At 68.4% G+C, this 24,616-nt stretch carries 21 protein-coding genes; 9 read left to right on the plus strand and 12 right to left on the minus strand.

Going from position 1 to position 24,616, the window contains the following annotated elements:
* The first annotated feature begins 48 nt into the window (after positions 1–48).
* Both BSZ36_RS09850 and BSZ36_RS09855 read left to right on the plus strand, forming a co-directional pair.
* Positions 49–1,212: a mechanosensitive ion channel family protein gene (locus BSZ36_RS09850; protein ID WP_094548434.1), complete on the plus strand. Its 1,164-nt coding sequence runs from the start codon at positions 49–51 to the stop codon at positions 1,210–1,212.
* Positions 1,209–2,093 (plus strand): ATP-grasp domain-containing protein, encoded by an 885-nt coding sequence (locus BSZ36_RS09855; RefSeq protein WP_094548436.1) that lies wholly within the window; start codon positions 1,209–1,211, stop codon positions 2,091–2,093. The genes BSZ36_RS09850 and BSZ36_RS09855 overlap by 4 nt, the downstream gene beginning before the upstream one ends.
* Here BSZ36_RS09855 and BSZ36_RS09860 read toward each other — a convergent pair.
* Both BSZ36_RS09860 and BSZ36_RS09865 read right to left on the minus strand, forming a co-directional pair.
* Positions 2,090–3,514, minus strand: coding sequence for a DUF2254 domain-containing protein (locus BSZ36_RS09860; RefSeq protein ID WP_094548438.1), 1,425 nt, complete (start codon positions 3,512–3,514; stop codon positions 2,090–2,092). The genes BSZ36_RS09855 and BSZ36_RS09860 overlap by 4 nt on opposite strands.
* 78 nt (positions 3,515–3,592) lie before the next feature.
* Positions 3,593–4,243, minus strand: a complete 651-nt coding sequence (locus tag BSZ36_RS09865) for a DNA-3-methyladenine glycosylase (protein ID WP_094548440.1) — start codon at positions 4,241–4,243, stop codon at positions 3,593–3,595.
* 59 nt (positions 4,244–4,302) lie between these two features.
* On the opposite strand from BSZ36_RS09865, the gene BSZ36_RS09870 reads away from it, so the two are divergent.
* Positions 4,303–5,295 carry a DUF4097 family beta strand repeat-containing protein gene (locus BSZ36_RS09870; protein WP_094548442.1) on the plus strand — a complete coding sequence of 331 codons (993 nt, stop codon included), beginning with the start codon at positions 4,303–4,305 and terminating at the stop codon, positions 5,293–5,295.
* 126 nt (positions 5,296–5,421) lie between these two features.
* Here BSZ36_RS09870 and glgP read toward each other — a convergent pair whose 3' ends face one another.
* On the minus strand, positions 5,422–7,059 hold the full coding sequence (glgP, locus tag BSZ36_RS09875) for an alpha-glucan family phosphorylase (RefSeq protein WP_094548444.1): 1,638 nt from the start codon (positions 7,057–7,059) through the stop codon (positions 5,422–5,424).
* 93 nt (positions 7,060–7,152) lie between these two features.
* On the opposite strand from glgP, the gene BSZ36_RS09880 reads away from it, so the two are divergent.
* Positions 7,153–8,037: a DUF2911 domain-containing protein gene (locus tag BSZ36_RS09880; protein WP_094548446.1), complete on the plus strand. Its 885-nt coding sequence runs from the start codon at positions 7,153–7,155 to the stop codon at positions 8,035–8,037.
* A gap of 93 nt (positions 8,038–8,130) precedes the next feature.
* Here BSZ36_RS09880 and BSZ36_RS09885 read toward each other — a convergent pair whose 3' ends face one another.
* On the minus strand, positions 8,131–10,575 hold the full coding sequence (locus tag BSZ36_RS09885; RefSeq protein ID WP_094548448.1) for a TonB-dependent receptor domain-containing protein: 2,445 nt from the start codon (positions 10,573–10,575) through the stop codon (positions 8,131–8,133).
* Positions 10,576–10,720: 145 nt separating this feature from the next.
* Here BSZ36_RS09885 and BSZ36_RS09890 point away from each other — a divergent pair, with 145 nt between their 5' ends.
* Positions 10,721–11,998 (plus strand): sensor histidine kinase, encoded by a 1,278-nt coding sequence (locus BSZ36_RS09890; protein WP_094548450.1) that lies wholly within the window; start codon positions 10,721–10,723, stop codon positions 11,996–11,998.
* Positions 11,995–12,789 carry a LytR/AlgR family response regulator transcription factor gene (locus BSZ36_RS09895; protein WP_218827631.1) on the plus strand — a complete coding sequence of 265 codons (795 nt, stop codon included), beginning with the start codon at positions 11,995–11,997 and terminating at the stop codon, positions 12,787–12,789. Before BSZ36_RS09890 ends, BSZ36_RS09895 begins: the two co-directional genes overlap by 4 nt.
* A gap of 144 nt (positions 12,790–12,933) precedes the next feature.
* On the opposite strand, the gene BSZ36_RS09900 is transcribed toward BSZ36_RS09895, so the two are convergent.
* On the minus strand, positions 12,934–13,413 hold the full coding sequence (locus BSZ36_RS09900; protein WP_218827632.1) for a septal ring lytic transglycosylase RlpA family protein: 480 nt from the start codon (positions 13,411–13,413) through the stop codon (positions 12,934–12,936).
* Between the two features lie 241 nt (positions 13,414–13,654).
* Here BSZ36_RS09900 and BSZ36_RS09905 point away from each other — a divergent pair, with 241 nt between their 5' ends.
* Positions 13,655–14,284 (plus strand): glycerol-3-phosphate acyltransferase, encoded by a 630-nt coding sequence (locus BSZ36_RS09905; protein WP_094548456.1) that lies wholly within the window; start codon positions 13,655–13,657, stop codon positions 14,282–14,284.
* A 268-nt stretch (positions 14,285–14,552) separates the two neighbouring features.
* Here BSZ36_RS09905 and BSZ36_RS09910 read toward each other — a convergent pair whose 3' ends face one another.
* The 4 genes from BSZ36_RS09910 to BSZ36_RS18945 all read right to left on the minus strand — a co-directional run bounded on the left by BSZ36_RS09910 (position 14,553) and on the right by BSZ36_RS18945 (position 17,945).
* Positions 14,553–15,311 carry an arylesterase gene (locus tag BSZ36_RS09910; protein WP_094548458.1) on the minus strand — a complete coding sequence of 253 codons (759 nt, stop codon included), beginning with the start codon at positions 15,309–15,311 and terminating at the stop codon, positions 14,553–14,555.
* Positions 15,312–15,428: 117 nt separating this feature from the next.
* Complete coding sequence (locus BSZ36_RS09915) at positions 15,429–16,373, minus strand: alpha/beta hydrolase (RefSeq protein ID WP_094548460.1); 945 nt, start codon at positions 16,371–16,373, stop codon at positions 15,429–15,431.
* Positions 16,374–16,496: 123 nt separating this feature from the next.
* Positions 16,497–17,672: a zinc-dependent alcohol dehydrogenase gene (locus BSZ36_RS09920; RefSeq protein WP_094548462.1), complete on the minus strand. Its 1,176-nt coding sequence runs from the start codon at positions 17,670–17,672 to the stop codon at positions 16,497–16,499.
* 78 nt (positions 17,673–17,750) lie between these two features.
* Entirely contained in the window at positions 17,751–17,945 is a 195-nt protein-coding gene (locus tag BSZ36_RS18945; protein WP_143536838.1) for a hypothetical protein, read from the minus strand.
* A 49-nt stretch (positions 17,946–17,994) separates the two neighbouring features.
* Here BSZ36_RS18945 and BSZ36_RS09925 point away from each other — a divergent pair, with 49 nt between their 5' ends.
* Positions 17,995–20,736: a M16 family metallopeptidase gene (locus tag BSZ36_RS09925; RefSeq protein WP_094548464.1), complete on the plus strand. Its 2,742-nt coding sequence runs from the start codon at positions 17,995–17,997 to the stop codon at positions 20,734–20,736.
* A 104-nt stretch (positions 20,737–20,840) separates the two neighbouring features.
* Here the strand turns inward: BSZ36_RS09925 and BSZ36_RS09930 are convergent, their stop codons facing one another.
* Both BSZ36_RS09930 and BSZ36_RS09935 read right to left on the minus strand, forming a co-directional pair.
* Entirely contained in the window at positions 20,841–21,569 is a 729-nt protein-coding gene (locus BSZ36_RS09930; RefSeq protein ID WP_094548466.1) for an SDR family oxidoreductase, read from the minus strand.
* Positions 21,570–21,644: 75 nt separating this feature from the next.
* Positions 21,645–22,697: a WD40/YVTN/BNR-like repeat-containing protein gene (locus BSZ36_RS09935; RefSeq protein WP_143536839.1), complete on the minus strand. Its 1,053-nt coding sequence runs from the start codon at positions 22,695–22,697 to the stop codon at positions 21,645–21,647.
* Between the two features lie 227 nt (positions 22,698–22,924).
* Between BSZ36_RS09935 and BSZ36_RS09940 the strand changes: the two genes are divergently transcribed.
* Entirely contained in the window at positions 22,925–23,914 is a 990-nt protein-coding gene (locus tag BSZ36_RS09940; protein WP_094548470.1) for a T9SS type A sorting domain-containing protein, read from the plus strand.
* A 35-nt stretch (positions 23,915–23,949) separates the two neighbouring features.
* On the opposite strand, the gene BSZ36_RS09945 is transcribed toward BSZ36_RS09940, so the two are convergent.
* The coding region (locus BSZ36_RS09945) for a phosphatidate cytidylyltransferase (protein WP_094548472.1) at positions 23,950–24,616 on the minus strand (667 nt) is incomplete at its 5' end.

The following is a 24,616-nucleotide window of genomic DNA, read 5'->3' on the forward strand; positions in this document are numbered from 1 at the left end:
CCCACGGCGCGGAAGGGGCGTGCTACGGCTTCGCTCCTCCCTTCTGCGATGCCCCTCCAGACCGCCGACACCCTTTTCCAAGGGTCCGTCCCCATCGACACCGTGATCACGCGCGCGGACCTCGCGCCAGAGGCGGACACCGCGGCGGTAAGCGTCGCCGAGGCGACGGGTGAGGCCGTGAGCCAGTTGCAGGACATGGTGGACGGGTTCTTTGCGCTGCTGCCGCTTATCGGCATCGCGCTCGTCGTGTTCGTGCTGTTCTGGTTTGTCGCGCGGGGGCTCCGCAGCGTGGTCCATCGCGTCACGCCGGGGCCGGTGGATTCCAACATCGGCATCGTCCTGGGCCGGCTGACATACGCGGGGATGATCCTTCTCGGCGTGTTCGTCGCGCTGACGATTGTGATCCCCTCGCTGGAGTTCTCGGCCATCTTCGCGGCCTTTGGGCTGGGCGGCGTCGCGCTGGGCTTCGCGTTCCAGGACATCTTCCAGAACCTCCTCGCGGGGATTCTCATCCTCTTGCGCGAGCCGTTCCGCGAAGGCGACGAGATCACCTCTGGCGAGTACACCGGGACCGTGGAGAGCATCGAGACGCGGGCGACGTTTATCCGCACGTACGACGGCACGCGCGTCATCATCCCCAACAGCCAGATCTATACAGACCCCGTACGGGTGATCACCGCTTACCACATGGTGCGGAGCCAGTACGACGTCGGCATCGGCTACGGAGACGACATCGACGAGGCGAAGCGGATCGCGCTGGAGGCGCTCAAGAGCATCGACGGCATTATGGATGACCCGGCGCCGGACGTGATCACGTGGGACCTCGCGGGCTCCTCGGTCAACCTCCGCGTGCGCTGGTGGAGCGATCCCACGCGCGCAAACGTGGTCAAACTCCGCGACGCCGTGCTCCGCAAGGTCAGCCAGGCGCTCCTTTCGGAAGGCATCGACCTCCCCTTCCCCACGCAGCAGATCCTCTGGCACGATCAGACCGAAGCCACCGACGGCGACCGCACGCGGCAGCGCGAGGGCTGGCCGGTGCCCAAGAGCGGGAAGGCTCCCAAGCCGCGCACCATCGCCGGGCAACTCGCCTCTGGCGGCACCGTCTCTAGCGACAACGCCTCCGGCGACGACACCCCGGACGGCGGGGCCGGCCACGCGGCCTCAGAAAGCAGCCCCATCATCAAGCCAGGAGGCGAGACCCCGACGGCATGAGGCACGTCGCGTTCCTGACGATGGACTCGCTGGAAGCCTTTGTCGCCTACGATCACCTCGCCGTAGCGCCGCTCCGCGCCAGAGGCTGGGACGTGACCGACGTGCCGTGGCGCGCCGATGTGGACTGGAGCCGATTCGAGGCCGTCGTGATCCGCACGCCGTGGGACTACCAGGACGCCCCGGAAGACTTTCTCGCGGTGCTGGAAGCCATTGAGGCCTCTGGCGCGCGGCTCGCCAACGATCTGCGGGCCGTGCGGTGGAACCTGACCAAGACCTACCTCCGCGAGATGGAGGCAGCCGGCGTCACCATCGTGCCGACGACCTGGGGCGAGCGGCTCACGCCAGAGGCGTTGGATGGCCTCTTTCGGCAGCATGGAAGCGAGATCGTGATCAAGCCTATCGTGGGCGCGAACGCGGACAACGCGTTCCGCCTCACGCCAGAGGCCGACGCCTCGGGCGCGCTCCGCACGTTCGCGGCAAAGCGGTTCATGGCCCAGCCGTTCGTCCGGAGCGTGGTGGAGCGCGGCGAGTTCTCGCTGTTCTTTTTCCACGGCGCGTACAGCCACGCCATTCTGAAAACGCCCGCGCCCCGCGATTTCCGCGTCCAAGAAGAGCACGGTGGGACGATCCGCGCGATCCAGCCTGAGCCCTCGCTGTTGGAAGCCGCAGACCGCGCACTCGCCGCAGCGCCAGAGGAATTGCTCTACGCCCGCCCGGACTTCGTGCGGATGCCGGACGGCACGTGGGCGCTCATGGAGTTGGAGATCATCGAGCCCTCGCTCTACTTCCCCTACGACGCCGCCTCGCCCGAGCGATTCGCCGAGGCGTTCGTGCGGTGGGTGGACAGGCCTCTGGCGCCAGAGGCCGCCTCCGGCGGCTAGGCGGTCCCGCCGATCCAGTCCGCACGGCTCGCGGCCTCCTCGAAGTTGACCTCGCCAAACAGCAGTTGGGCCACCAACCGGTGGCGGTCCCGGACGGCGTGGCGGTCGGCTTCGAGGGACAGGATCTTCTGCGTCCCCTCCAAAATGGCGTCCGCCTGGAACTGGAGTGCTCGGCGCTGCTCGCCAGAGGCGCGCGCTGCCAGCTCCCCGATGGTCTTCAGGGTGTGGAGCGCCGCGTTCCGGTCAGAGGCCACGTACGGGCGGAGTTGCCCGTACACGTGCCCCACGAACTCCTCGAACGTCGTCGGTTCCGCGACCACGCGGAGGTTGCCGCTGTCGTCGTAGCGTGCGGCGCTGGGGAAGTCCCGGTCCGCGAGGGCCTTGAGAGCGGCCGAGAGCCAGTCCAGGCAGGAGATGGCCGTAAACGGGTCGTTGATTCCAGGCGAGAGGGCGCGCGCGGCGATCTCGACGAGCTCGTTGACGAGAAAGCGTGTGTCTTGCAACGCAGTCCTCTGGCGCCCCCACGCGAATGCGACCCGCAGCGTGGAGCACACGTCATCGGTGACGTTCTCGGCGGGCCACGCGAGGAGAAGCGCGTCGCCGTCCGAGATGAAATCGCCCGGTCGGTGGCGGAGCCTCAGCACCAAGTCGTGCTCGGTGGCGACCTCCAGCAACGTATCCGCGTCAACGCCCTGGATGTAGCCCGTTCCGTCGGCCCGGATGGCCTCGGCGGTGAGGTAGAAGTCCGCCGGCATCTGCGTTTGCACATCGCTGTCGCGGCGAGCCTCCCACCCCGGATCCGCGTCGCCAATGCGCTCCGGAAACAACGTGTCGATCTTTTTACGCAGGTCCCGCCCCACGCCCGAGATCACGTTGGACACGTGGATGGACTCCGGCACGTGGTGGATAAAGAAGATCAGCACGCCCACCGATGCCAGCGTCAGCGCGAGGGCCGTCACGATGGCGACGTGAGGCACGAACGCCCCGATCACGTCGCCGGCCGGGTTCTCGCCGCCAGAGGCCTCGTCGGCCGACCGCACGGTGCGGAGCACGAGCAAGCAGTAGACGAACGTCGCGATAAAGGTGCCCAGCGTGATCTGGTTGCCCCGGTCGGACATAAAGTTGGTCAGCAGCCTCGGCCCGTACTGGCCGCTGGCGTACACCACGCTCGCAATCGTGATCGAGAACGTCACGCCCGCGACGCCGATCATGGAGCCGGCGACGGTCGTCAGGAGGTTGCGGGCGCCCTCGGGCTTGTTGGCGTAGAGCCACGAGACGTTTTCGATCCAGTCCGGCCCAAGCCACCCGTCCACAGCCGTCGTCGCGAACGACAGGGCAAACGCCCCGATCACCATAAGCGTCGGGATAAACCAGTAGCTGGATTTCAGTTTGTCGACTAGGGCGAGGAAGCGGGCGTGCACAGAGGCGTCGGGGTAGGGTTCGCCGATACGCGGCGGGCGCGGACGGGCTCCCGCACGCCAGAGGCCTCTGGCGCCTGGCTACTGCCGTCGCGTTTTGCGCGCGACGCGGACGTCGCTCGGCACGCCGGGCGAGACGAAGCGGTTGCCGGCCAGGAAAAAGCGCCACGGCCGGTCCACGCCCCGCGAGAGGCCGATGCGCGAGGTCGTGTCGATATCGCCTCTGGCGAAGCCGTCCGAGGCGATGTAGAGCGGTGGCGTGGTGAGGTCGTGGCCGTGAAAGGTGGGCTCCGCGATGTCCAGCGCCTGGGTAAGCTTGCCCGGGCCGTTGGTGAGATCGCGCTGACGCCGGGCAGCTGCGCGGCGCGCGCTCATGGCCTCCTCCCCCGCCAGAGGCTCCAGCGCGCGGATCAACACCGCGCCCGCCGTACCCTCGGGCTCGGTCACGACGTTGATGAGCCAGTTCGTGCGGTAGACGCGGTAGACGTACGCCGTCCCGGGGGCGGCGAACAGGTCAGCGGCGCGGCCCTGCGGCAGCACGCGGCCGTCTGTCCCGAACGTCGCCTTCCAGCCGTGCATGGCCGGATCGTCGTCGGTGTACGCCTCGGTCTCGACGATCCGCCCCGCCAGAAGCCCATCGTCTGGATGCTCGTGGACAAGGACGGCGCCGAGCAGGTCCGGGGCGACCTCCAGGGTGGGGCGCGAGAAGAAGGAGCGGTCGAGCGGTGTCATGGGGGTGTAACCATCGGAGAGCGCGGTCCGTTACCGATGCACCTCACTTCTGGTTCGCCATGTCCATCTCCCCTCGTCGCACCTTTCAACGCCTCGCCCTTGTTGGCGTGGGCCTCCTCAGCACCGCGTTCGTCGCGCAGCACCTCTCCGCCTCTGGCGGGACGCATGCCGCTCAGGCGCACGAGAAGGAGTACGAAGTCCGTACAGTCCGCGCCGATGACGACGTGCTCTACGAACGCTCCTTCGCCGTCCAAAGAGGCGGCGACTTGGTCGTCAAGCTCGGCAGCGAGCGGGTCGAGATCCTCCGCGCCAGAGGCCGCGAGGCGACCGTGACCGTCCGCGGCGAAGGCCGCGACGCAAGAAGCGAGTTCGAGCGCCGACGCTTTACGGCCTCTCGCGCCGCGAACGCCCTCACCGTGCGCACCGACCCGCCGCGGTCCGTGCGGATGCGCTCGCGCGACGCCCGCTTCGTCGTCACAATCGAGATCCCGGCCGAGTTCAACGGCCGCATCGACGTGGGCTCGGGGTCGGTCCGCGTGGACGAGGTCGTCGGCAACCTGGACGTCAACACCGGCAGCGGGTCCGTCACCGTCGGCTCCGCCAGAGGCCGCCGCATCGTTCTGGACACCGGCTCGGGCTCCATCCGTGCCGAGTCGCTCGATGGGGCCATCCGCGCCGACACCGGCAGCGGCGCCATCCGCATCGACGCCGTCCGTGGCTCGTTCGAGGGCGACACCGGCTCGGGCAGCATTCGCGTGGAGCGCGCCGACGTGGACCGCTTCTCGGCCGACACCGGCTCCGGCGCCGTGAGCGCGGGCCTCTGGCGCGATGCCGAGGTCGACATCGACACCGGCTCGGGCCGGGTCGAACTCACGCTGCCGCGCCGCGCGCGCGCCGACGTGGACCTCTCGGGCCGTCCCATCCGCATTGACAACGCACTCGGCTTCCGCGGCGAACAGCGCCGCGGCGACGCCAGAGGCGAGATCGGCGGTGGCGGGCCGGACATGGACATCCACACCGGCTCCGGCGGCATCACGCTGAACGCGCGCTAAACGCCGCTTTCCAGGACGGGCCTCTGGCGCGAGAGGCCCGCGCGGACCCCACAACCGCAAACCGCCCCGCCGTCACGGAGACGACGGGGCGGTCGTGTATCGCGGCGAGCGGCTCGCCAGAGGCTTCTACGCTGCGACGGGCTGACGATACATCATTTCGACATACTCGCGCACCATCCGATGACATGAAAAGAAGTCCCGCGTGTCGAGGATGCTCTGACGCATCATCTCGATCCACGTGTCCCGCTCGTCGTAGTACGTCGGAATGATCTTGTTGAGGAGCACGTCGTAGAGGGAGGCCTCGTCGTGCTCGTCCTGCGCGCGCTGGTCTGCGGAGATGAAGCCGCTGCCGATGTCCCAGCCGTTCTTGCCGTCGTTGACGGCCTCGGGCCACCAGCCGTCGAGGATGCTCGCGTTGAGCACGCCGTTCATGGCGGCCTTCATGCCGCTCGTGCCGCTGGCCTCCTTCGGGCGCCGCGGCGTGTTGAGCCACACGTCGGAGCCGCGCGTCATCGCTGCGCCGGTCACCATGTCGTAGTCGGTGATAAACGCGACGGAGTCGGGGTAGCGGCGCTGCATCTCCACCAGCCCTTGCACGATGGCCTTCCCGCTGGAGTCCATCGGGTGCGCCTTGCCGGCGAAGACGAGTTGCACGCGGCCGGTCTCCAAGAGCGGCGAGATCTTCTGCTCGTCCTCGAAGATCAGCATCGCGCGCTTGTACGCGACAGCGCGGCGTGCGAAGCCAATCAGCAGCTTGTCCTCGGTGAACTGAACGCCGGTGCGCTCTTTGGTGTGCGCGATAAGGGCGCGCTTGTTGGCCTGGTGCGCGCGCCAGAGGCCGTCGAGGTCGCCGTCGACCGCGGCCTGGTCTACGTCCGGATCGATCCAGGTTCCGGGGTGGACGCCGTTGGTGATGGCGTGGATGGGCGCGCGGCCCTCCACCCAGTTCCACATGTCGTTGGCCGTCTTGCCGTGCAGCTGCGCCACGCCGTTGGCAACACGCGCCAGGCGCAGCGCGCCGACGGTCATGTTGAACGGCTCGCCGCCGATCTCACGGAGCTTGTCCTGATCGATCACGCCGAGCCCGGCGCCCATGTAGACGAGGCGCTCGGTCGGGTGGGTCTCGTTCCCCTGCGGGATGGGCGTGTGTGTGGTGAACACGCACTCCTCGCGGACTTCGGCCAGCGCCTCGTCGCGGGACATGCCTCTCTCCATCTTCTCGCGCGCGAGCTCGAACGCCGCCAGCAGCGCGTGGCCCTCGTTGAAGTGGTACACGTCGGTTTCGATGCCAAGGGCGCGGAGCGCGCGGACGCCGCCGACGCCGAGCACGATCTCCTGCGCCACGCGGCGGCTTTCCGGGCCGGCGTAGAGCTGCCCCGTCGTCCACCGGTGCGGGTTGCCGTCGAGATCGGTGTCCAGGAGGTAGAGCGGCGCGTTGCCGTAGGCGTCGCACTTCCACACTTTCACGCGCACGTGGTCACCCGCGATGGTGACAGCCACCTCGACGCCCGTGTCGGTCATGACGTCGTCGCCGTAGAAGTACGTCGGGAAGGCGTCCACCTGGAAGCCCTCCTCGTCGATCTGCTGCTGGACGTAGCCCTGCTTCCACTTCAGGCCGATGCCGACAAGCGGGAGGCCGAGATCGTGGGCGCCTTTGAGGTGGTCACCGGCCAGGATGCCGAGGCCGCCGGAATAGGTTTTCAGCGCGTCGTCGAGGCCGTACTCCATGCAGAAGTAGGCGACGCGGGGAGAATCGAGAGACATCTGGAATCGGGAGGGTAAGCGCTTACATGGGCGTTCAAGATACCGCAACGCGCCAGAGGCGGTAGGTTTCACCACACACTCCGTCACGACTCAATGCCGCGCCTCGCTCTTGCCCCTCTCCTCTTCGCCCTCGTGCTGGCCTCTGGCGCGGCGCAGGCGCAGAACCGTACGCTCACCACGCCCGAGGCGAGTCCGCACGCGCGCGTGGAACAGACGGTCGGCCTGACGGAGATGAGCGTGGAGTACCACCGCCCCGCCGCCCGCGGGCGCGAGATCTGGGGCGGCCTGGTGCCCTACGGCGAGGTGTGGCGCGCGGGCGCCAACGAGAACACCGTGTTCGAGACCTCGACCGCGATCATGATTGAGGGTCAGCCTCTCGAAGCGGGTCGCTACGGCCTGCACACGATTCCGGGCGAAGGCGAATGGACCGTCATCTTCTCCACGATGGCCGACGCCTGGGGCTCGTATTCCTATGACCGCGCCGAGGACGCCCTACGCGTGACGGTCGCGCCGCGCTCGGCGCCAGAGGCCGAGCGCCTGCAGTACCGCTTTGACGCCCCCTCCGCCTCTGGCGCGACCCTCGTGCTGCACTGGGCGGGGCTGGAAGTGCCCGTTTCCGTGACGGTGGACACGCCTGCGGTCGTGCTCGCGAGCATGGAGCGCGAGCTTCGCGGCGTGCCGCGCTTCTTCTGGGAGGGCTGGAATCAGATCGCGGAGTACGCGCTGGACAACGAGATGCGCATGGAGGAGGCGCTGACCTGGGTGGAGACCTCCATCGCGCGGCAACCCACCTTCGCCAACCGCATGACCAAGGCAGGGCTTCTGGCGGCGCTGGGTCAGACGCAAGAGGCCGAGGCGGTCCGGGAGGACGCGCACGTCTCGGCAAGCGCGGAGGAGGTGCGGGCCTGGGCGCGCGCCCGGCAGCAGGCCGGGCAGACGGACCAGGCGGAAGCGGCGCTAGAGCGGATCGGGGGGTGAGCCTCTGGCGCCAGAGACTACAGAAAACGCCCCGGCGCGCGATGCGCCGGGGCGTTTGTGCGGAAGGCCCGCCAGAGGCCTCTGGCGAAAAGCCTAGTACTCCTCGCCGCCGCCATAGTCGCCGCCGCCCTGCTGGCCGCGCTCCCGCTGCGGCTCCTGCTGGCCAAAGGTGTACGAGAACGTGAGGCCGACCTGCTGCGCGCCCCAGTCCCGCGAGACCTCCTGGTAGAGGTCCACGCCATCCTGGACGTAGGAGAACCCGGCGAGGCCGAGCGGATCGCGCGCCTGGAGCGTGAGCGAGGCCTTGTCACCGAGAAGCCTCTGGCGAAGCGCAAGGTCGATAAACGTGCGGGCGCCGACGCGGCCCTGCTCGGTATCAATGGGCGCGGTGTAGCGCGCCGTCGCCTGGAGGTCAAGGGCGCCGACGCCGAAGCGGTCGCCAAAGCTGTAGTTCGCGTTGACGCGTGTGCCCCAACCGTAGGCGTCGCTGGAGAGCGCGGCCTGGGTCGTGGTGCCATCGGTCTGGAGCCGGTAGCCTTCGAGGCTTATGAAGCCCTTGAGGCCGCCGATGCCGTCGAACGAGACGACGCCTTCGGCGCCCCACGCATCAGCGGTGTCGAGGTTGTCAGTGGTGCGGACCGTCACGCCGTCCTCGCGCACCGTCGTGATCCGGCGGATGACGTCTGTCGTATGGCGGTAGTACGGCGTGATGGACAGCGAACCGAACCCGGTGATCTGCTCGGCGCGGATCTCGAAGGAGTCCGTGTATTCAGGCTTCAGGGCGGGGTTGCCGACTCGGATGTTGTCCGGGTTCTCGGGTGAGACGAACGGGTTGAGTTCCCACCGGCGCGGGCGGTTGATGCGCCGGCTGTAGCCGCCGCGGAGCGTGGTGTACTCCGATGGCTTGACCGAGAGGTACGCGCTCGGGAAAAGGCTCTGGTAGTCGTTGTCGTAGCTCTGATCGGTCGTGAGCAGGTCGAAGGTGGTCACGGCCTGCTCGGCGCGGAGACCGAGTTGGACGCCGAACAGACCCCAGTCTCGCGAGGCCTGAGCATACACTGCCTGGACGCGCTCGTCGAAGTCGTAGGCGTTGTTGAGGTCGAGGTCCGGCACCAGCTGGCCGCTGGCGTCATCGGTCTTTTGCGCGTCCACGTCGCTCGATTCCAGCTCAATGCTGCCGTTGTAGCCGAAGTCGACCTGGAATCCCGCCAGAGGCCGGGTGTAGTCCACGCGGAACTCCAGCTCACGCTCGGAATCGTTCTCGTCGGTCTGCTGCGGCGCGTCGAGGTCGTCGCCCACTCCGGAGAGCACGGTGTTGCGGAAGGTCTGGAGTTCGCCCTCTTCCTCGGCCTCGGCGTTGCCCTCAACGGTGAGCGTGTGCCGCTCGCCGAAGGTCTGCCGTAGGCCCAGGCGGATGCCACCGGAGTAGCCGTCGCCCAGTTCGGTCGCGAGGCGCTCGTACCGGAGCATCGGGGCGCCAGAGGCGTCGGCGCGGAGCGTGGTGTTGAGCTCCTCTTCGTCGCTGTCCTGCACGCTGAGTTGGAACTGTGAGGTGAGAACGGTCGCGCGCGAAATGGAGTAGTCGGCAGCGAAGCTGACGAAGTTGCTCGTGCGGTTGCGCTCCTGCATCTCGATCTGGTCCAGGGAAGACGGGGCCAGCTCGTAGCGGTTGATGCGGAAGCTCGTGCCCGTGCCTGCGCGCACGTCGCCGCGGTAGCCGTACGTCGCCGCGAGCGACCACGGGCCTTTGCCGTAGGTCAGCGCGCCGGTCGCGTTCAGCCCGCCCTGGGTATCGGTCCCGGCGGTCAGCGTGCCGCCCAGCCCGAGGTCCGTGTTCTCCTTGAGCACGATGTTGATGATGCCCCCCACCCCATCGGGCTCGAAGGCCGCAGACGGGTTCGGGATCACCTCCACCCGCTCGATGGTGCCCGCCGGCAGGCTGCGGAGGTACGACGCGATAAAGTCGCCAGAGACCGGCGATGGGCGGCCGTTGACGAACACGGCGACGCTGCCCGCACCGCGAAGCGAGACGTTGCCGTCGATGTCCACGTCTACCGAGGGCAGGTTCGCGAGTACGTCGGTCGCGCTGCCGCCAGAGGAGACAGGATCGTCGGCGGTGTTGTACACCGTCCGGTCGATGCGCGAGGCGACCTGCGTGCGCTCGCCCTGGACGCTGACCGTTGCGAGGGCCTCGGTATCGGGCGAGAGCCGGACCGCGCCCACCTCCACCGGCTGAGCCCCCAACGTCAGCCTCTGGCGCACGTCGCCATAGCCGACGAAGCTGACGACAAGGGTGTACTGTCCGCGCTCGGCGGTCACGCTGAACTCGCCGTCGAGGTTGGCCGAGCCGCCGCCGACCAACGTGGAGTCGGCGCCGAGCGACCACAGCGCGACGGTCGCGGTGGGAAGCGGGAGGTCGCTCTCGGCGTCCAGCACGCGGCCCGTAACCGAGCCGTCTTGCGCGAGGGCCTCTGGCGCCACCGCGCCAGAGGCGAAGATGACGAATGCGAGAAGGGAAAGGCGAAGCAAGCGGTGCATGATGTCGGGTGGGATTCTGGTGGGCAAATCGCGCGACGCCCGCACAGATCCTCTGGCTGTTACGAGTAGCACGTCCGTGTCACGAACGGTCCTCAGAGCGCTCAACTCGGGGAAACGGCGGCTCGCCAGAGGCTAGATTGTGCGCATGATTCCGCCGGACCCGACGCCTATGACGCCCGCCCGGCCGTGGTCCCGTCGCATGGAAGGGGCTGTGGCCGTCGCCTTCTGGTTCACGCTCGGGCTGCTGATGTCGGCGCGCGAGATCTCGCGGTCTGGACCCGGAGAGCCCATCGCGTGGAACGCGATCGCCGAGATGATGGCCGAGATCGGACTGTGGGCGCTGCTGACGCCCGCCGTTTTCTGGCTCGTCCGCCGCGCTCCAGCCGAACGCGGCGCGTGGGTAAGCCGGATCGCGTTGCAAGTCGTGGCCGGTCTCGCGATCGCGTTCGTCGTGGAATACATCACGCGCGGCGTTTTCCGCCCGTTGCTCCGAGGGCCGGTCCCGTTGGACCGCCAGTGGACCGCCGCGGGGTCGTTCGTGCGGCTCCGGATGCTGGACGAGGTGGTGGTGTACCTCGCGATCCTCGCCGCCGGGTACGCCCGGACCGCGATGTTTCAGGTGCAGGAGCGGCGGGCCGAGGCCGAGCGCCTGCGCTCCGAGCGAGCGCAACTGGTCGCGGACCGCGCGCGGCTCGAAGCCCAGCTCGCCGAAGCGCGGCTCTCCGCCCTTCGGATGCAGCTCAACCCGCATTTCCTCTTTAATACGCTCAACGCCGTGAGCGCGCTCGTTGAGCACGACCCTGCGGGCGTTCGGACGATGATCGCGCGGCTGAGCAGCCTCTTGCGCCGTGTGCTGGATTCAGACGGGAGCGTTCAGGAGATGCCGCTGCGCGAGGAGGCCGACTTCCTTCGCGACTACCTGGACGTGCAACAGATCCGGCTTCAGGACCGCCTGCGCGTCGAGGAGTCATGGGAGCCCGGTACGCTCGCCGCACTCGTGCCACCTCTCATCCTGCAGCCGCTCGTGGAAAACGCGGTCGGCCACGGCATCTCCCAGATCTCCGACCGCGTCGGAACGGTGCGGCTCTCGGCTTCGCGAGTCGGCGCCACGCTCGTGCTGCGCGTGGAGGACGACGGCCCGGGCCTGCCGCCAGAGGCCAAAAGCTCCCGCCTCGGCGTTGGGCTTGCCAACACGCGAGCGCGCCTGGACGCGCTCTACGGTGGCGCGGCTTCCCTGACGCTGTCCCCGGCCTCTGGCGGCGGCGTCGTGGCCGAGGTCGTGATTCCGTACCGCAGCGTGGGCTCGCCAGAGGCCAGAGCCCCGTTGCAGAACGGGGCGGCAGAGCAGGCGCCCGCGAGGGTGCAGGCCGGCTCGTTAGAGGCGCCTTTGGCGGACGAGCCTCTTAGCCAGGTGTGGCCATGAGCAGCCCGCTTCGCGTCCTCGTCGTCGACGATGAGCCCCTCGCGCGACGGCGCGTCGAGGACCTCATCGCGCGGGCCTCTGGCGTGGAGGTGGTGGGCACCGCCGCGACGGGTCCGCAGGCGATCGCGGCGCTGGAGAAGCACCAGGCGGAGGGCGAGCCCATCGACATCGTGTTTCTAGACGTGCGGATGCCGGGGATGAGCGGGCTGGACGTGATCCATGAGTTTGGCGTGGACGCGATGCCGGAGACGGTTTTCGTGACGGCGTACGATCAGCATGCCATCGCGGCGTTCGACGCGGCTGCGGCGGACTACCTCCTGAAGCCGTACGACGACGAGCGGTTCGCGCAAGCACTGAAGCGGGCGTGCCGTGCCGTCCGTTTCCGCCAGGTCGAAGGTCGCCAGAGGCCCACTTCTGCCGAGGCCCCCACGTACCTCGAACGGTTTCCCGTAGACGTCCGCGGCCAGACCGCGTTTGTCCCGGTTTTGGACGTGGCGTACATCTCCGCCTCCGGTCCGTACGCTGAGCTGCACGCCCGAGACGACGTGTACGTGATCCGAGAGACGATGCAGGAGATCGAGGATGCGCTGGACCCCGCGCTCTTTGCCCGCATCCACCGCTCGACGATCGTCCAACTCGGGCACGTCGAGGCGATGATGACGGCGGCCGGCGGCAGTTACTCGGTGCGCCTCCGGGACGGGCCCGTTCTGAGCGTGAGCCGGTCGCGCCGCCACGACGTGTTGGAGCGGCTGAGCGCTACCCCCACGCGGGCGTCCAAGTCAGGGGCGTAGCCGAGCGCGCCGCCAGAGGCCTCTTGCGCCCCTATTGACCCCTCTTCTAGCAGCGTGGTCCGCGCAGCGTACGCGCGCCAGAGGCAAACAAAACGCCCCGGCACGTCGGTACCGGGGCGTGGAGCCAAGGGCCGGAGGTGGCGCCTAGAAGTGGCGCACCTTGCGCGGCGGTGGCGTCCGGCGGCTGGGCAGAGCCGCGGGGTCCACGATCTCGTAGCCGATGCGGGCCGTGCCACGGCGGCGCATCTGAAGCTTGTCGGCGGCGGCGCCGGAGAGGTCCAGCACGCGGCCCCGCACGAACGGTCCGCGGTCGTTGACGCGCACCATGATGCGGCGGCCGGTGCGCTCGTCCTCGACGCGGAGGAGCGTCCCAAAGGGGAGCGACCTGTGCGCGACGGTCATCGCGTTGTGGTTGTACCGCTCGCCAGAGGCGGTACGGCGGCCGTGGAGGGAGCGCGCGTAGTAGCTCGCGACGCCTCGGCGCACGTTGCGCTCGGCCCGGCGGCCGCCAGGCGTGATGGGGTCGCTAGAAGAGGCCGTGGGGCCGCTTGGAGCGGTCTGGGCAGGCGCGGGGGCCGCCAGAGGCAAGCCAAACAGGGAGATCAGGAGAGTCCAACGGAGCACATGGTCACCGGGGAGTGGTACAGCGGAAACCGCGGGGTGAAGCGGTTGTATCGCGTTGCGATGCGAGAAGGTAGGGCGTAACGATATAGCGGTCCTGTACAACGCCCGGTATCGTAGCATCTTGGCCGCCCCTTAACTGCCTGTTCCACCCTGCCTAACAGAGCCTCCACACCGCGTTGTTGAATGCCGCTGATTCCGAGCCTCTGGCGGAAGAAGGCGCCGGGCGCGTCTATCTTGGGGCATGGTCGCTTTGCTGTTCGTCTGCGCCTACCTGCTGGGCGCCATTCCTTTTAGCCTCGTCGTGGCCAAAGCGCGCGGCGTGGACCTCCGTGCGCACGGCAGCGGCAACGCTGGCGCTACGAACGCGATGCGGGTGATGGGCCGAGGTCCGGGCGCCCTCGTGTTCATCCTGGACTTCCTCAAAGGGCTCGTTGCGACGGTCGCGCTGCCCATTCTCGTGTTGGGCGAGGGCGCACCCGTGTGGACGATGGTCGTCGCGGGCGCGGTCGCGATGCTGGGGCACGTCGTAACCGTTTGGGGCGCGTTGTTCTTCGGAGGCTGGAAGGGCGGCAAGGGCGTCGCGACCGGCGCGGGCATGCTGACGGGATTGGTCCCTATCGCCGTTCTCGCCGGGCTGCTCGTCTTCGTCGTGACCGTTGCCAGCACGCGCTTGGTCTCGCTGGGCTCCATCCTCGCGGCGACCACGATCCCCGCGACGCTCATCGTTCAGCAGTTCGTGCTCGGCCGCACCTTCGCGACGGCCATCTGGGTGTTCGCCCTCGCAGTCCCGCTGTTCATCGTGTGGACGCACCGAGACAACGTGCGGCGGCTGGTGACCGGAACCGAGGCCAAGGTCTCCGATCCCGCCTGAGCCTCTGGCGCGGAGCGGTCGGGAGCGAGACGAGACGTCGCAAGCGGCCTCGCCCAGGAGCCCGGCGGCCTGCGCCTCTGGCGGCCGCTCCGATGCGAGGTGGGCTGAGCCCTAGAGTCCGTTTCTCCACCGTCCGACGTATCGCAGCGCATTGGCGTCAGCCTGGATGCGACGATCAGCAGGGAAACGTCGCGGCGGTCGAAACGCTCCGTGTGAGCCAGAGCGCCCCCCTCGCCCCCAAGATGGGGTTCAACGCGAGCGTGGACTTCTAGCTTCTGGCGCCAGAGGCGGCCTCGCTCACGACCGGCTGAAGCGTCTCCCACACCGTCGCGGCCATGATCTGGTGGCCTCTGGCGGTCGGGTGCACGCCGTCCTGCTGGTTGAGCGCGGGGTCGCCCGCGACGCCGTCCAGCAAGAACGGCAAGAAAGCCGCGTCGTAGTCCGCGGCTACGTCGCGGAAGACCTGTCGGTAGGCGTCGCCGTAAGCCGCGCCGAGGTTGGGCAAGGCCTCCAAGCCCGCGACGACGAGCCGGGCCTCTGGCGCGACCTCGCGCACCTTGTCTAGCGTGGCGCGGAGGTTCTTTTCCGTCTCCGCCGGCGGCTGGCCCCGCAACATGTCGTTGGCGCCGAGCGCGAGCATGAACACGTCGGGCGTGTTGCGCGAGAGGATCCAGTCCACGCGGCGCAGACCGCCCGCGCTGGTCTCCCCGCTCAGCCCCGCGTTGACGACGCGCGCCGGGACGCCAGAGGCCTCCATCTTCCCCGCGAGTAGCGCGGGGTACGCCGTCTCGTCGGGGTTCGCGAGGCCATAGCCCGCCGTGAGGCTGTCGCCGAAAAAGACGACCGTGAGCGTATCGCTCGCGGCCTCTGGCGTGGGGTTGCCCGGCAGGTCCGGCGTGGACGGGGAGGCGACGGTCGCCGTCGCGCTGGGCTCGGACGGAACATCGGAGGTCGGAGGCTCGGGGGCGTCGGAGCCGCCGCAGCCCGCGAGGCCAGCAGCGAGGAGCACGAGAAGGGAGAAGCGCATGTCGGAATCCAGTAGAGGCGGGGTTCACCCGCCCTGAGGGTGCGTGTTCCGCCTAACGCGGCGCCAGAGGCCGTCGTGTGCGGGGCGCGTCTCTGCCGTCGGCCTCTGGCGCGAGCCTCAGCGCTCCAGCCGTTCGGAAACGAACCGGGCGGCGCGCTCCAGCGACTCGTTCGCCTCGCGCAGCCACGGCGACCAGAGCTGCCACATGTGGAACGCCTCGGGCTCGATATGGAGCGAGACCTCGGCGCCAGCGGCGCGCCCGCGCTCAGCGAGTATTTGAGCCTCGCCGAGCAGCACCTCCGTCTCCCCCACTTCGACGTGGAGCGGAGGAAGAAGCGAGAGGTCATCGACGAGCGGCGAGATCGTGGGATCGTCGTCAGGGAGATCGACGGGGCCCGTCGAGATGGAGGCGCACCGGCGGTCGTCCTCGTCGTTGTTCATCGCGTCCGTGGAGGAGTTCGCTTCGCGCGTGTCGCTGAGGCCGGTCCGGTCGGCGTTGGGCGAGAAGACGGCGGCGACGGTCGCGGGCGTGCCTTCTTTCGCGAGCGCGAGCGCCGTCGCGAGCGTGAGGTGCCCACCGGCGCTATCGCCGACAAGCGCCAGAGGCCCCCGTTCCAAGACTGCCCGTGCCACGCTTAAGGCGTCGCCGAGCGGCGCCGGCCACAGGCGCTCCGGCGCAAGCGGGTAGCGCGGCATGAACACGGGCTCGCCTACGAGCACCGCGAACGTCGCTGCAGCGCGCCAGTGCGTCTCCGGAGACCCAAACACGTACCCGCCGCCGTGCAGCCACACCACCCGTGGGTCGTCCGTCGCGCCGTCTGGTCCGGGGATCGCCCAGCCGCCGATGCCGCCCACGCGGGCCGGATGCCCGACTGGGATGGGCGTGCCCATCGCGTCGGCACGCAGGAGCCACGCGTACGCGCGGCGCATCTCCTCTGGCGAGCCGTCGATGGGGACGCGGCCGATCCGCTCGGCCACCTCGGCAAGTGAGACCGCGCGCGTGTAGGGGCCGCGAGGATCGAAGGCCGGGTGCTGGTCGGAGGCGGGGCCGGGCAGGGACATGTCGAGCGGTCGGGATTCCGTTCCAAACGTCGGCTGTGCCGAGTCTGAGAGATTGGGTACAAAAGGACCGCCTCTGGCGCCAATGCGAGCGCCAGAGGCGGGTCGGGGACGAGACGCTGGGGCCTAGGGCTTGAGGACCACCTTGATGCAGTCGTCCTTTTTGTCCCGGAACGTCTCGTACATCTTCGGCGCGTCCGCCAGAGGCGCGGTGTGCGTGATGATGAACGAGGGGTCGATCTCACCGCTCTCGATCTTCTGCATGAGCGGTTCGAGGTAGCGCTGCACGTGGGTCTGCCCCGTTTTCAGCGTGAGCCCCTTGTTCATCAGCGGGCCGAGTTTGACCGAGCCGGATTGCGCGTAGACACCGGGCATGGAGATCGTGCCGCCTTTGCGACACGCCATGATGGCCTGGTTCAGCGCGTACGTCCGGTCGCTCTGGGTGTGCGTTGCCTGCGCGGCTTTGTCCACGATGGTTTTGGCGGCGCTGGCCCCGTGGGCCTCCATTCCCACGGCCTCGATGCAGCGGTCTGGACCGCGCCCATCGGTCATGTCGCTGAGCAGCTCGTGCAGCTTGCCGTCGACCTCCTCGAAGTTGATGGTCTCGGCCTTCGAGTTCTCCGCCGCCATGCGCAGCCGCTCCGGCTCGCGATCGATAGCGATCACGCGTCCGGCACCCAGCATCCACGCGCTCTGGATCGCGAACTGCCCGACCGGACCGCAGCCCCACACGGCGACCGTCTCGCCTGGCTGAATCTCGGCGTTCTCCGCGCCCATGTAGCCGGTCGGGAAGATGTCAGAGAGGAAGAGCACCTGCTCATCGGTGAGGCCATCGGGGACCTTGATGGGGCCCACGTCCGCGTGCGGGACGCGGAGGTACTCGGCTTGCCCGCCGGGGATACCGCCCGTGAGGTGGGAGTAGCCGTAGATCCCGGCGGGGGCGTGGCCCATCGCCTGCCGCGCGTTCTCGGGCTTGGGGTTCGTGTTGTCGCACAGCGAGAACAGCGTCTGGTCGCAAAACCAGCAGTGCCCGCACGAGATCGTGAACGGGACGACGACGCGGTCGCCTTTTTTGAGGCGCGTCACGCCGCTGCCGACCTCCTCGACGATGCCCATCGGCTCGTGGCCGATGATGTCGCCCGACTTCATCATCGGCACGAAGCCGTCGAAGAGGTGGAGGTCGGAGCCGCAGATCGCCGTAGAGGTCACTTTGATGACCACGTCGGTCGGCTCTTCGATCTCGGGATCGGGGTGGGTGTCCACGCGGACGTCGCCCTGGCCGTGCCAAGTGAGGGCTTTCATATCGAGAGGGGGATTATGAGAAGGGATGTCCTCCACACGGTGAGTCCTCCCGCAGTTCCCTCTCTTGCGGCCCACACATCAATACCAGGGAAACGACGGCTCCTCACGCCAGAGGCGTCCCGCGCCAGAGGCGTCCCGCGCCAGAGGCGTCCCGCGCCAGAGGCGTCCCGCGCCAGAGGCGTCCCGCGCCAGAGGCGTCCCGCGCCAGAGGCGTCCCGTCGAAAACCGAATGGAGAACATCGGCGCAGCGCGGTCCGTTGCACGGCTGTGCACATGCCGGCCTATCTATAGGTGCGTTATCCAACACTATCCCTCTCCACGCATGCGACTTCTTTCTCTCGCGCTCCTCGCACTCCTGCTCTCGCCTCTGGCGTCGGCGCAGAGTGATCCCCTGGAGGGCATCCCCGATCTCGAGTACGAGATGTTCACGCTCGACAACGGGCTGACGCTCATCGTCCACGAGGACCACAAGGCGCCCATCGTGGCTGTCAACGTGTGGTACCACGTCGGCTCCAAAAACGAGCCTGCTGGCCGCAGCGGATTCGCGCACCTGTTCGAGCACCTGATGTTCAACGGGTCCGAAAACTTCGACGACGACTACTTCCAGGTCATGGAGCGCATCGGCGCAACGGACCTCAACGGCACGACGAACACTGACCGCACGAACTACTTCCAGAACGTGCCCGTCGGCGCGCTGGACGCGGCGTTGTTCATGGAGAGTGACCGCATGGGCCACTTGCTCGGCGCCGTTACGCAGGAGAAGCTGGACGAGCAGCGCGGCGTGGTGCAGAACGAGAAGCGCCAGGGCGAGAACGCCCCCTATGGTGCCTCCCGCCAGCTGGTCATCGACGCCACGTACCCGAAGGGCCACCCGTATGACCACTCGGTGATCGGCTCGCTGGACGACCTCAACGCGGCGTCTCTGGACGACGTGAAGGAGTGGTTCCGCACCTACTACGGTCCCAACAACGCGGTCATCGTCCTCGCGGGCGACATCACGCCAGAGGTCGCGCTGGAGAAGGTGACCCGCTACTTCGGCGACATCGAGCCCGGCCCGCCGGTCGCGTCGTTTGAGCGCTGGGTGGCACCGATGACGGAGGACCGCCGCCAGGTGACGGAGGACCGCGTGCCGCAGGCCCGCATGCAGCGCGTGTGGAACGTGCCGGAGCTGGGATCGCGGGACTACAACCTGTTGGACGTGGCGACGAGCATCCTCTCGTCCGGCAAGACCTCGCGCCTCTACGAGCGCCTCGTCTACACCGACCAGATCGCGACGGGCGCCTTCGCCTACGTGGCGGGCTCGGAGATCGGCAGCCAGCTTCAGGTCGTCGCAACGGCCCGGCCGGGCGTCGCCATCGAGACGGTCGAGACGGCCGTCAACGAGGAACTCGCGCGCTTCCTACGCGAAGGCCCGACCGACGAGGAGATGGAGCGCGTCAAGACCGAGACCCGCGCCAACTTTATTCGAGGCATTGAGCGCATCGGCGGCTTCGGCGGCAAGAGCGACGTGTTGGCGGAGAACTTCGTCTACCAGGGCAGCCCGGACGCTTACCGCGATGACCTCGCAGACGTGCTCTCGGCAACGCCAGAGGAGGTTCTGGCTGTGGCTCGGAAGTGGATGAACATGGGCAGCTACACGCTGATCACGACGCCGATGCCGCAGTTCTCTGCGTCTGCGACGGACGTGGACCGGGCCGCTGGCGTCCCGGAAGTGATGGGCGGCACGGCTGCCGTCACGTTCCCCACCCTTCAGCGCCGCACGCTCTCGAACGGCCTGGAGGTGGTGCTCGCCGAGCGCCACGACATTCCGCTCGTGAACCTGCAGCTCATCGTGGACGCGGGGTACGCCGCGGACGACCCGGCGCGGCCGGGCCTCGCGAGCCTCACGATGGACATGATGGACGAAGGTGCAGCGGGCATGAGCGCGCTGGAGATCGCCGCCCGCGAGTCCGAACTCGGGACTGGAATCGGCACCGGCGCGGCTATTGACGTGCTCAACGTCACGGCGTCTGCGCTGACGGACAACCTTGCGGAGACGGTGCAGCTGATGACCGACATCGCGCTGCGCCCGGACTTCCCGGCCCAGGAGTTGGAGCGTCTGCGTCAGCAGCGCCTGGCTCAGATCCAGGGCGAGAAGTCGCAGCCCGTCGGCCTCGCGGTCCGCGTGCTGCCGGCCAAGCTCTACGGCGAAGGCCACGCGTACAGCCTCCCGCTTTCCGGCTCCGGCACGGAGGCGGCGGTGATGAGCTTCACGCGAGACGACCTCGTAGGCTTCCACGAGACGTGGTTCAAGCCCAACAACTCGACGCTCGTCGTCGCGGGTGACGTGACCATGGACGAGTTGGTGCCGGTCCTTGAGCGCCAGTTCCGGGATTGGGAGCGCGGCGACGTGCCGGTCAAGAACGTGGCCGACGTGGAGCAGCCTGAGACGAAGGTCTTCCTTCTCGACCGCCCCGGCGCGCAGCAGTCCATCATCATGGCCTCGCACCTCGCGCCCAAGCGGGACAACCCGGACGACCTTGCGATCTCGACGCTGAACACCGTCCTCGGTGGCAGCTTCACCTCGCGCATCAACATGAACCTCCGCGAGGACAAAGGCTGGAGCTACGGCGCGCAGACGCTTCTGCTCGGCGCCAGAGGCCAGCGGCCGTTTATCGTGTACTCCGGTGTGCAGACAGACAAGACGGCGGAGTCCATGAACGAGGTGGTCAAGGAGCTTCGCGACATCGTGGGCGACCGCCCGGCGACGGAGGCGGAAGTGGCACAGGCGATCGCCGGCCAGACGCTCACGCTTTCCGGACGCTGGGAAACCCTTGGCGCTGTGCAGGGCTCGGTCGCGGAGATCGTGCAGTACGACCTCGCGGACGATTACTACGCGACGTACGCCCGCGCCGTGACGGACCTGGACGCCAACCAGGTGTCGCGCGCGGCTCAGGCGCTTGTCCGCCCGGACAACATCGTCTGGGTGATCGTCGGCGACCTGTCGAAGATCGAGCAGCCGATCCGTGACCTGAACGTCGGCCCCGTCGAGGTGATCGACGCGGACGGCAACACGATCCGGTAAGCCTCTGGCGGAAACGCCAGCCGATTCAGGCGCCTCTGGCGCCTGGCTCTCGCCCCCCGGTGCTCCGGCGCCGGGGGGCTTTTACGTGCATCTGGCGCCAGAGGCTATTTCCGCGCGCCCATCGGGCGCATGACGACCTCGGAGATCAGCGTCTTGTACGGCGACGTGATGACGTGGCAGATGGTGTCGGCGATGGACTCCGGAGACATCGCGTGGGGGTTCTCGCTCATGCCGGCCTTGTCGCCGAACGAGGTGTCGACCGAGCCGGGGTACACGCAGGTCGTGCGGATACCGAAGGGACGGAGCTCCTTCATCGTCGCGTCCGAGAAGCCGCGGAGGCCGTGCTTGGTGGCGTTGTACGCGCTGAGGTTCGGGTTGCCGATCAGGCCCGCGATGCTCGCGACATGGACGATGTGGCCGGCCTCGGTACCGTCGCCGCGCTCCTTCGCCTGGGCCTTCATGTGCGGAACGGCCGCGCGCGTGCAGTAGAACACGCCGGAGAGGTTGGTATCGATCTGGAGATTCCAGTCGTCCAGGCTCTGCTCGTCCACGGGGTCGAAGCGGCCCAGCCCGGCGTTGTTGACCAGGATGTCCAACCGCCCACCTTCTTCCGCCGCTCGGTCGATCGCGTCCTTGGTAGCCTGGGGATCGGTGACGTCCGCGACGAGCGGTGTAAAGCGGTCACCGAGGATCTCGGAGAGGGATTCGAGATCGCCTTCGGATCGCGCGAGGCCGAACACGTGGCAGCCGCCAGCGGCGAGGGCGAGCGATGTGGCGCGGCCGATCCCGCGGCTGGCGCCGGTAACGACGGCGACGGTGGAGTCCAAGTTCATAGCAGGAGGTGGGTGTGAGAGTCGCGCTCACGCCCCGCCCCGGTCGCCGTTCCGCTGGCCTCTGGCGCCAGAGGCCTAGAACTGCACGTGCGTGATCCGCCCGCCAGGCCCGACGAGCCACCCTTGCCTCCCGGCCATCGCGAGGCCCCAATGCGTCTCGCTAGACAGAGGCGCCCACGACGCACCAGCATCGCGCGAGAGGGCCACACCGCCCGGTCCGACGCCTACGACAGCCTCGGTCCCCGGCACGAACGCGGCGCCGTAGAGCGCCCCGGTAAACGGGAGCCTCCCCCCTTCCGCCCACGTCTCGCCGCCGTCAACCGTAACCGCCACAGCGCGGCCGTATTCCTTGGGCGCGCCGATGTTGCCACCCGCGATCAGCGCGCGCTCACCAAACCCGAAGGCGATAGTCGCGCCGCCAGAGGCCTCGCCGCCTTCGAGCGGGAGCTCGGCCGCGGTCCACGTCGCGCCGCGGTCCGTGGTGCGGAGCACGCGCGGGGTGGCGCCGTTTCCGGTCGCGATCCAGCCCGTGGCCTCGCCAGAGGTGGCGACGCAGGTGCCGCTGGAGGCGAAGCTGCCCTCGGCCTCTTGCGCCGCAGGGAGGTTGTCGGCTGGGATGGGCATCCACGTGCGCCCACCATCGGTCGTGCGCTGGATGGGGAAGGCGCCCTCCACCGAGTCGCTGAACAAGAGGCCGCTCTCGCCCCAGAACGCGAAGCAGTCGTAGAAGGCGTCGAGGTCCTCGTTGAGGAACGTCTGTGCCCAGGACGCTCCGCCGTCGTCCGTTCGGTAGATCCGGGAGTCCGTGCCGTTTCCGATGCTGAGCACCAGCGCGGACTGGTCGCTCCAAGCGTGGACGTCGCGGAACTGGAGGGAGTCCGCCCCCGCCACCACCATCGGCGTCCACGTCGCGCCGCCGTCGGTCGTACGCACGACGGTGCCGCTGGCGCCAGAGGCCCATACCACATGCTCGTCCACGGCGTGCGCCGCGATCAGCAGCACGTCGGCGCCCGATGCCTGCGCCGTGAGCACGGGCTCGCCGATGGACATAGGCGCACGAGGCGATGACGCGCACCCCGCAAGAGGCAAAGCGATCAGCAGGGCGAGAACAACGGCGGCAAAACGCATGTCAGGACTGGGATGGGCTCTGGTACGTTACGGCCAGGACCGCCGCTGAGCCCAGAATCTGGCAGGCCTCCGGCGCTGGAGGCACTACCGCGTCTAGGCCAGTGGGGAAGAGCGTAGCTCGGGACTAGCACCGGGACAGGGCCATTCCAGAGGGTGGGGATCGAACGGCTGCGGCACGAGTAGGCACCGCAGCCGCCAGAGGCGACCCGTCCCCCTCCCCCGCTTGTATGCTCCGCGCCCTCTTCTCCGCCGCTCTCGTTCTTTCGCTCGGTAGCGCCTCCTCGGCCGCGCAGACCCTCAACGACACCGGAACGCCTCTGGCGCCGTGGTCGCAAGAGGCCGCGCCCTCGCTCCAGGGCGCGACCGTGATCGAGAACTTCGACAAGGCGACCGCGACGCCCGACGTGCGGACGTACGGCAGTGGGACCGGCTTTGGCTACACGTTCGGGACGGGCCCGATGGACTTCAAGCTAGCCGAGGCTTTTACCCTGCTGGGCGGCTCTCCATCTGCATTCGTGACGGGGGCGGACCTCTTCTTCGGGGTAAAGGCCATCACGCCGGACCAGCCCAACTACACGGTGCAGGTGTGGACCGGCACACCCCAGTCAGGGCCCCAGGCTCAACTCTACTCGCAGGATTTCCCGATCTCGGACATCCAGCTGAGCAACGCAGGGCCGGTCCCGACCTCCGTCCGGTTCTCATCGCCCGTCGCGGTCTCGCAGAGCACCTTCTTTATCGTCGTCCCGTTCGATCAGAGCGCGCTCGGCGATTCCCTCGCCATCGCGACCACCGGCCAGCGCGCCCCGGAGTTTATCCCCAACACGTGGCACGGCGTCAACGGCGGCTGGATCATGACCAACCAGTACGTCAACACGGGTGGCAACCCGCTACAGACGTGGATGTGGATCGACGCCGTCGTAGACAACGTGGCGCCGGGCGTGGAGCGGCTCCCGGAGGGCCTCACCTCGGTGCGGCTGTTTCCCAACCCGGCGCCAGAGGCCGGCGCGGTCCACCTCGATCTCAGCGAGGCCTCTGGCGTCCGCGTCACGGTTCTTGACCTCTTGGGCCGCGAACTCGTGGAGCCCTTTAGCGGCCTGTTGTCGGCCGGGCAGCGCACCGTGGACCTCGACATCGATAGCCTCCCAGCCGCGACGTACGCGGTTCGCGTCGAGATCGATGGTGTGCCAGTCACGCGCCTGCTCAGCGTGACGCGCTAGCCTCTGCGAGACGCGTCTGCCTCTGGCGCCAGAGGCTAGGCGATCCAGCCGCGCACGGCCTCGGCGTAAGCCGCGACGAGAGCCACCGCGATCACGGCCGCGTCGATGCGGTCCAGCATGCCGCCGTGGCCGGGGATCCATGTCCCGGAGTCCTTGACGCCAGCGGCCCGCTTGAGTTGGCTTTCCGCGAGGTCGCCGAGTTGGCTCGCGGCGCCGCAGCACAGGCCGATAACGGCGACGTCGCCCCACGTGAACACGCCGGAGAGGACGGTCACCTTCGCGAGCGCGGCAAAGGCGATGGCCGAGACCACGCCGCCCATCGCGCCCTCCCACGTTTTGTTGGGCGAGACGCGCGGAAACAGCTTCCGCTTTCCAAAGGCACGCCCGGCCGCATACGCGCCGGTATCAGACGCCCACACGCCAACAAGGGTCGTCATCGTCAGCCAGAACGCCTCCATGCCGAGCAGGTCCGCCTCCCGCAGCGCAACGGCGGCACCCGCCAGAAAAGCCGGGTACAGCACGCCAAGCGCTGTCGCCGCCGTGTCCACCAGCGGCCCGCCGGGGCGGTCGTCCTCTGGCGAACGCGTGAGCGCGAACACCACCAGCAGCGCCGTGCCGACGAGCAACGCCGGGATCACAGCGTCCGGGATCAACGCGCGCAGGCTCGCGAGCACGCCGACCGATACGCCGAGCGCCACGTAC

Source organism: Rubricoccus marinus, from assembly GCF_002257665.1.
Taxonomy (GTDB): domain Bacteria; phylum Bacteroidota; class Rhodothermia; order Rhodothermales; family Rubricoccaceae; genus Rubricoccus; species Rubricoccus marinus.

What these genes read in the sequence shown, in the direction of transcription:
- BSZ36_RS09865 (WP_094548440.1), bottom strand. Translation starts at nt 4,243, where the DNA reads ATGACACCGCTCGACCGCTCCTTCTTCTCGCGCCCCACCCTGGAGGTC.
- BSZ36_RS09940 (WP_094548470.1), top strand. Translation starts at nt 22,925, where the DNA reads ATGCTCCGCGCCCTCTTCTCCGCCGCTCTCGTTCTTTCGCTCGGTAGC.
- BSZ36_RS09885 (WP_094548448.1), bottom strand. Translation starts at nt 10,575, where the DNA reads ATGCACCGCTTGCTTCGCCTTTCCCTTCTCGCATTCGTCATCTTCGCC.
- BSZ36_RS09895 (WP_218827631.1), top strand. Translation starts at nt 11,995, where the DNA reads ATGAGCAGCCCGCTTCGCGTCCTCGTCGTCGACGATGAGCCCCTCGCG.
- BSZ36_RS09915 (WP_094548460.1), bottom strand. Translation starts at nt 16,373, where the DNA reads ATGTCCCTGCCCGGCCCCGCCTCCGACCAGCACCCGGCCTTCGATCCT.
- BSZ36_RS09930 (WP_094548466.1), bottom strand. Translation starts at nt 21,569, where the DNA reads ATGAACTTGGACTCCACCGTCGCCGTCGTTACCGGCGCCAGCCGCGGG.
- BSZ36_RS09855 (WP_094548436.1), top strand. Translation starts at nt 1,209, where the DNA reads ATGAGGCACGTCGCGTTCCTGACGATGGACTCGCTGGAAGCCTTTGTC.
- BSZ36_RS09890 (WP_094548450.1), top strand. Translation starts at nt 10,721, where the DNA reads ATGATTCCGCCGGACCCGACGCCTATGACGCCCGCCCGGCCGTGGTCC.
- BSZ36_RS09925 (WP_094548464.1), top strand. Translation starts at nt 17,995, where the DNA reads ATGCGACTTCTTTCTCTCGCGCTCCTCGCACTCCTGCTCTCGCCTCTG.
- glgP (WP_094548444.1), bottom strand. Translation starts at nt 7,059, where the DNA reads ATGTCTCTCGATTCTCCCCGCGTCGCCTACTTCTGCATGGAGTACGGC.
- BSZ36_RS09920 (WP_094548462.1), bottom strand. Translation starts at nt 17,672, where the DNA reads ATGAAAGCCCTCACTTGGCACGGCCAGGGCGACGTCCGCGTGGACACC.
- BSZ36_RS09905 (WP_094548456.1), top strand. Translation starts at nt 13,655, where the DNA reads ATGGTCGCTTTGCTGTTCGTCTGCGCCTACCTGCTGGGCGCCATTCCT.
- BSZ36_RS09935 (WP_143536839.1), bottom strand. Translation starts at nt 22,697, where the DNA reads ATGCGTTTTGCCGCCGTTGTTCTCGCCCTGCTGATCGCTTTGCCTCTT.
- BSZ36_RS09870 (WP_094548442.1), top strand. Translation starts at nt 4,303, where the DNA reads ATGTCCATCTCCCCTCGTCGCACCTTTCAACGCCTCGCCCTTGTTGGC.
- BSZ36_RS09910 (WP_094548458.1), bottom strand. Translation starts at nt 15,311, where the DNA reads ATGCGCTTCTCCCTTCTCGTGCTCCTCGCTGCTGGCCTCGCGGGCTGC.
- BSZ36_RS09880 (WP_094548446.1), top strand. Translation starts at nt 7,153, where the DNA reads ATGCCGCGCCTCGCTCTTGCCCCTCTCCTCTTCGCCCTCGTGCTGGCC.
- BSZ36_RS09850 (WP_094548434.1), top strand. Translation starts at nt 49, where the DNA reads ATGCCCCTCCAGACCGCCGACACCCTTTTCCAAGGGTCCGTCCCCATC.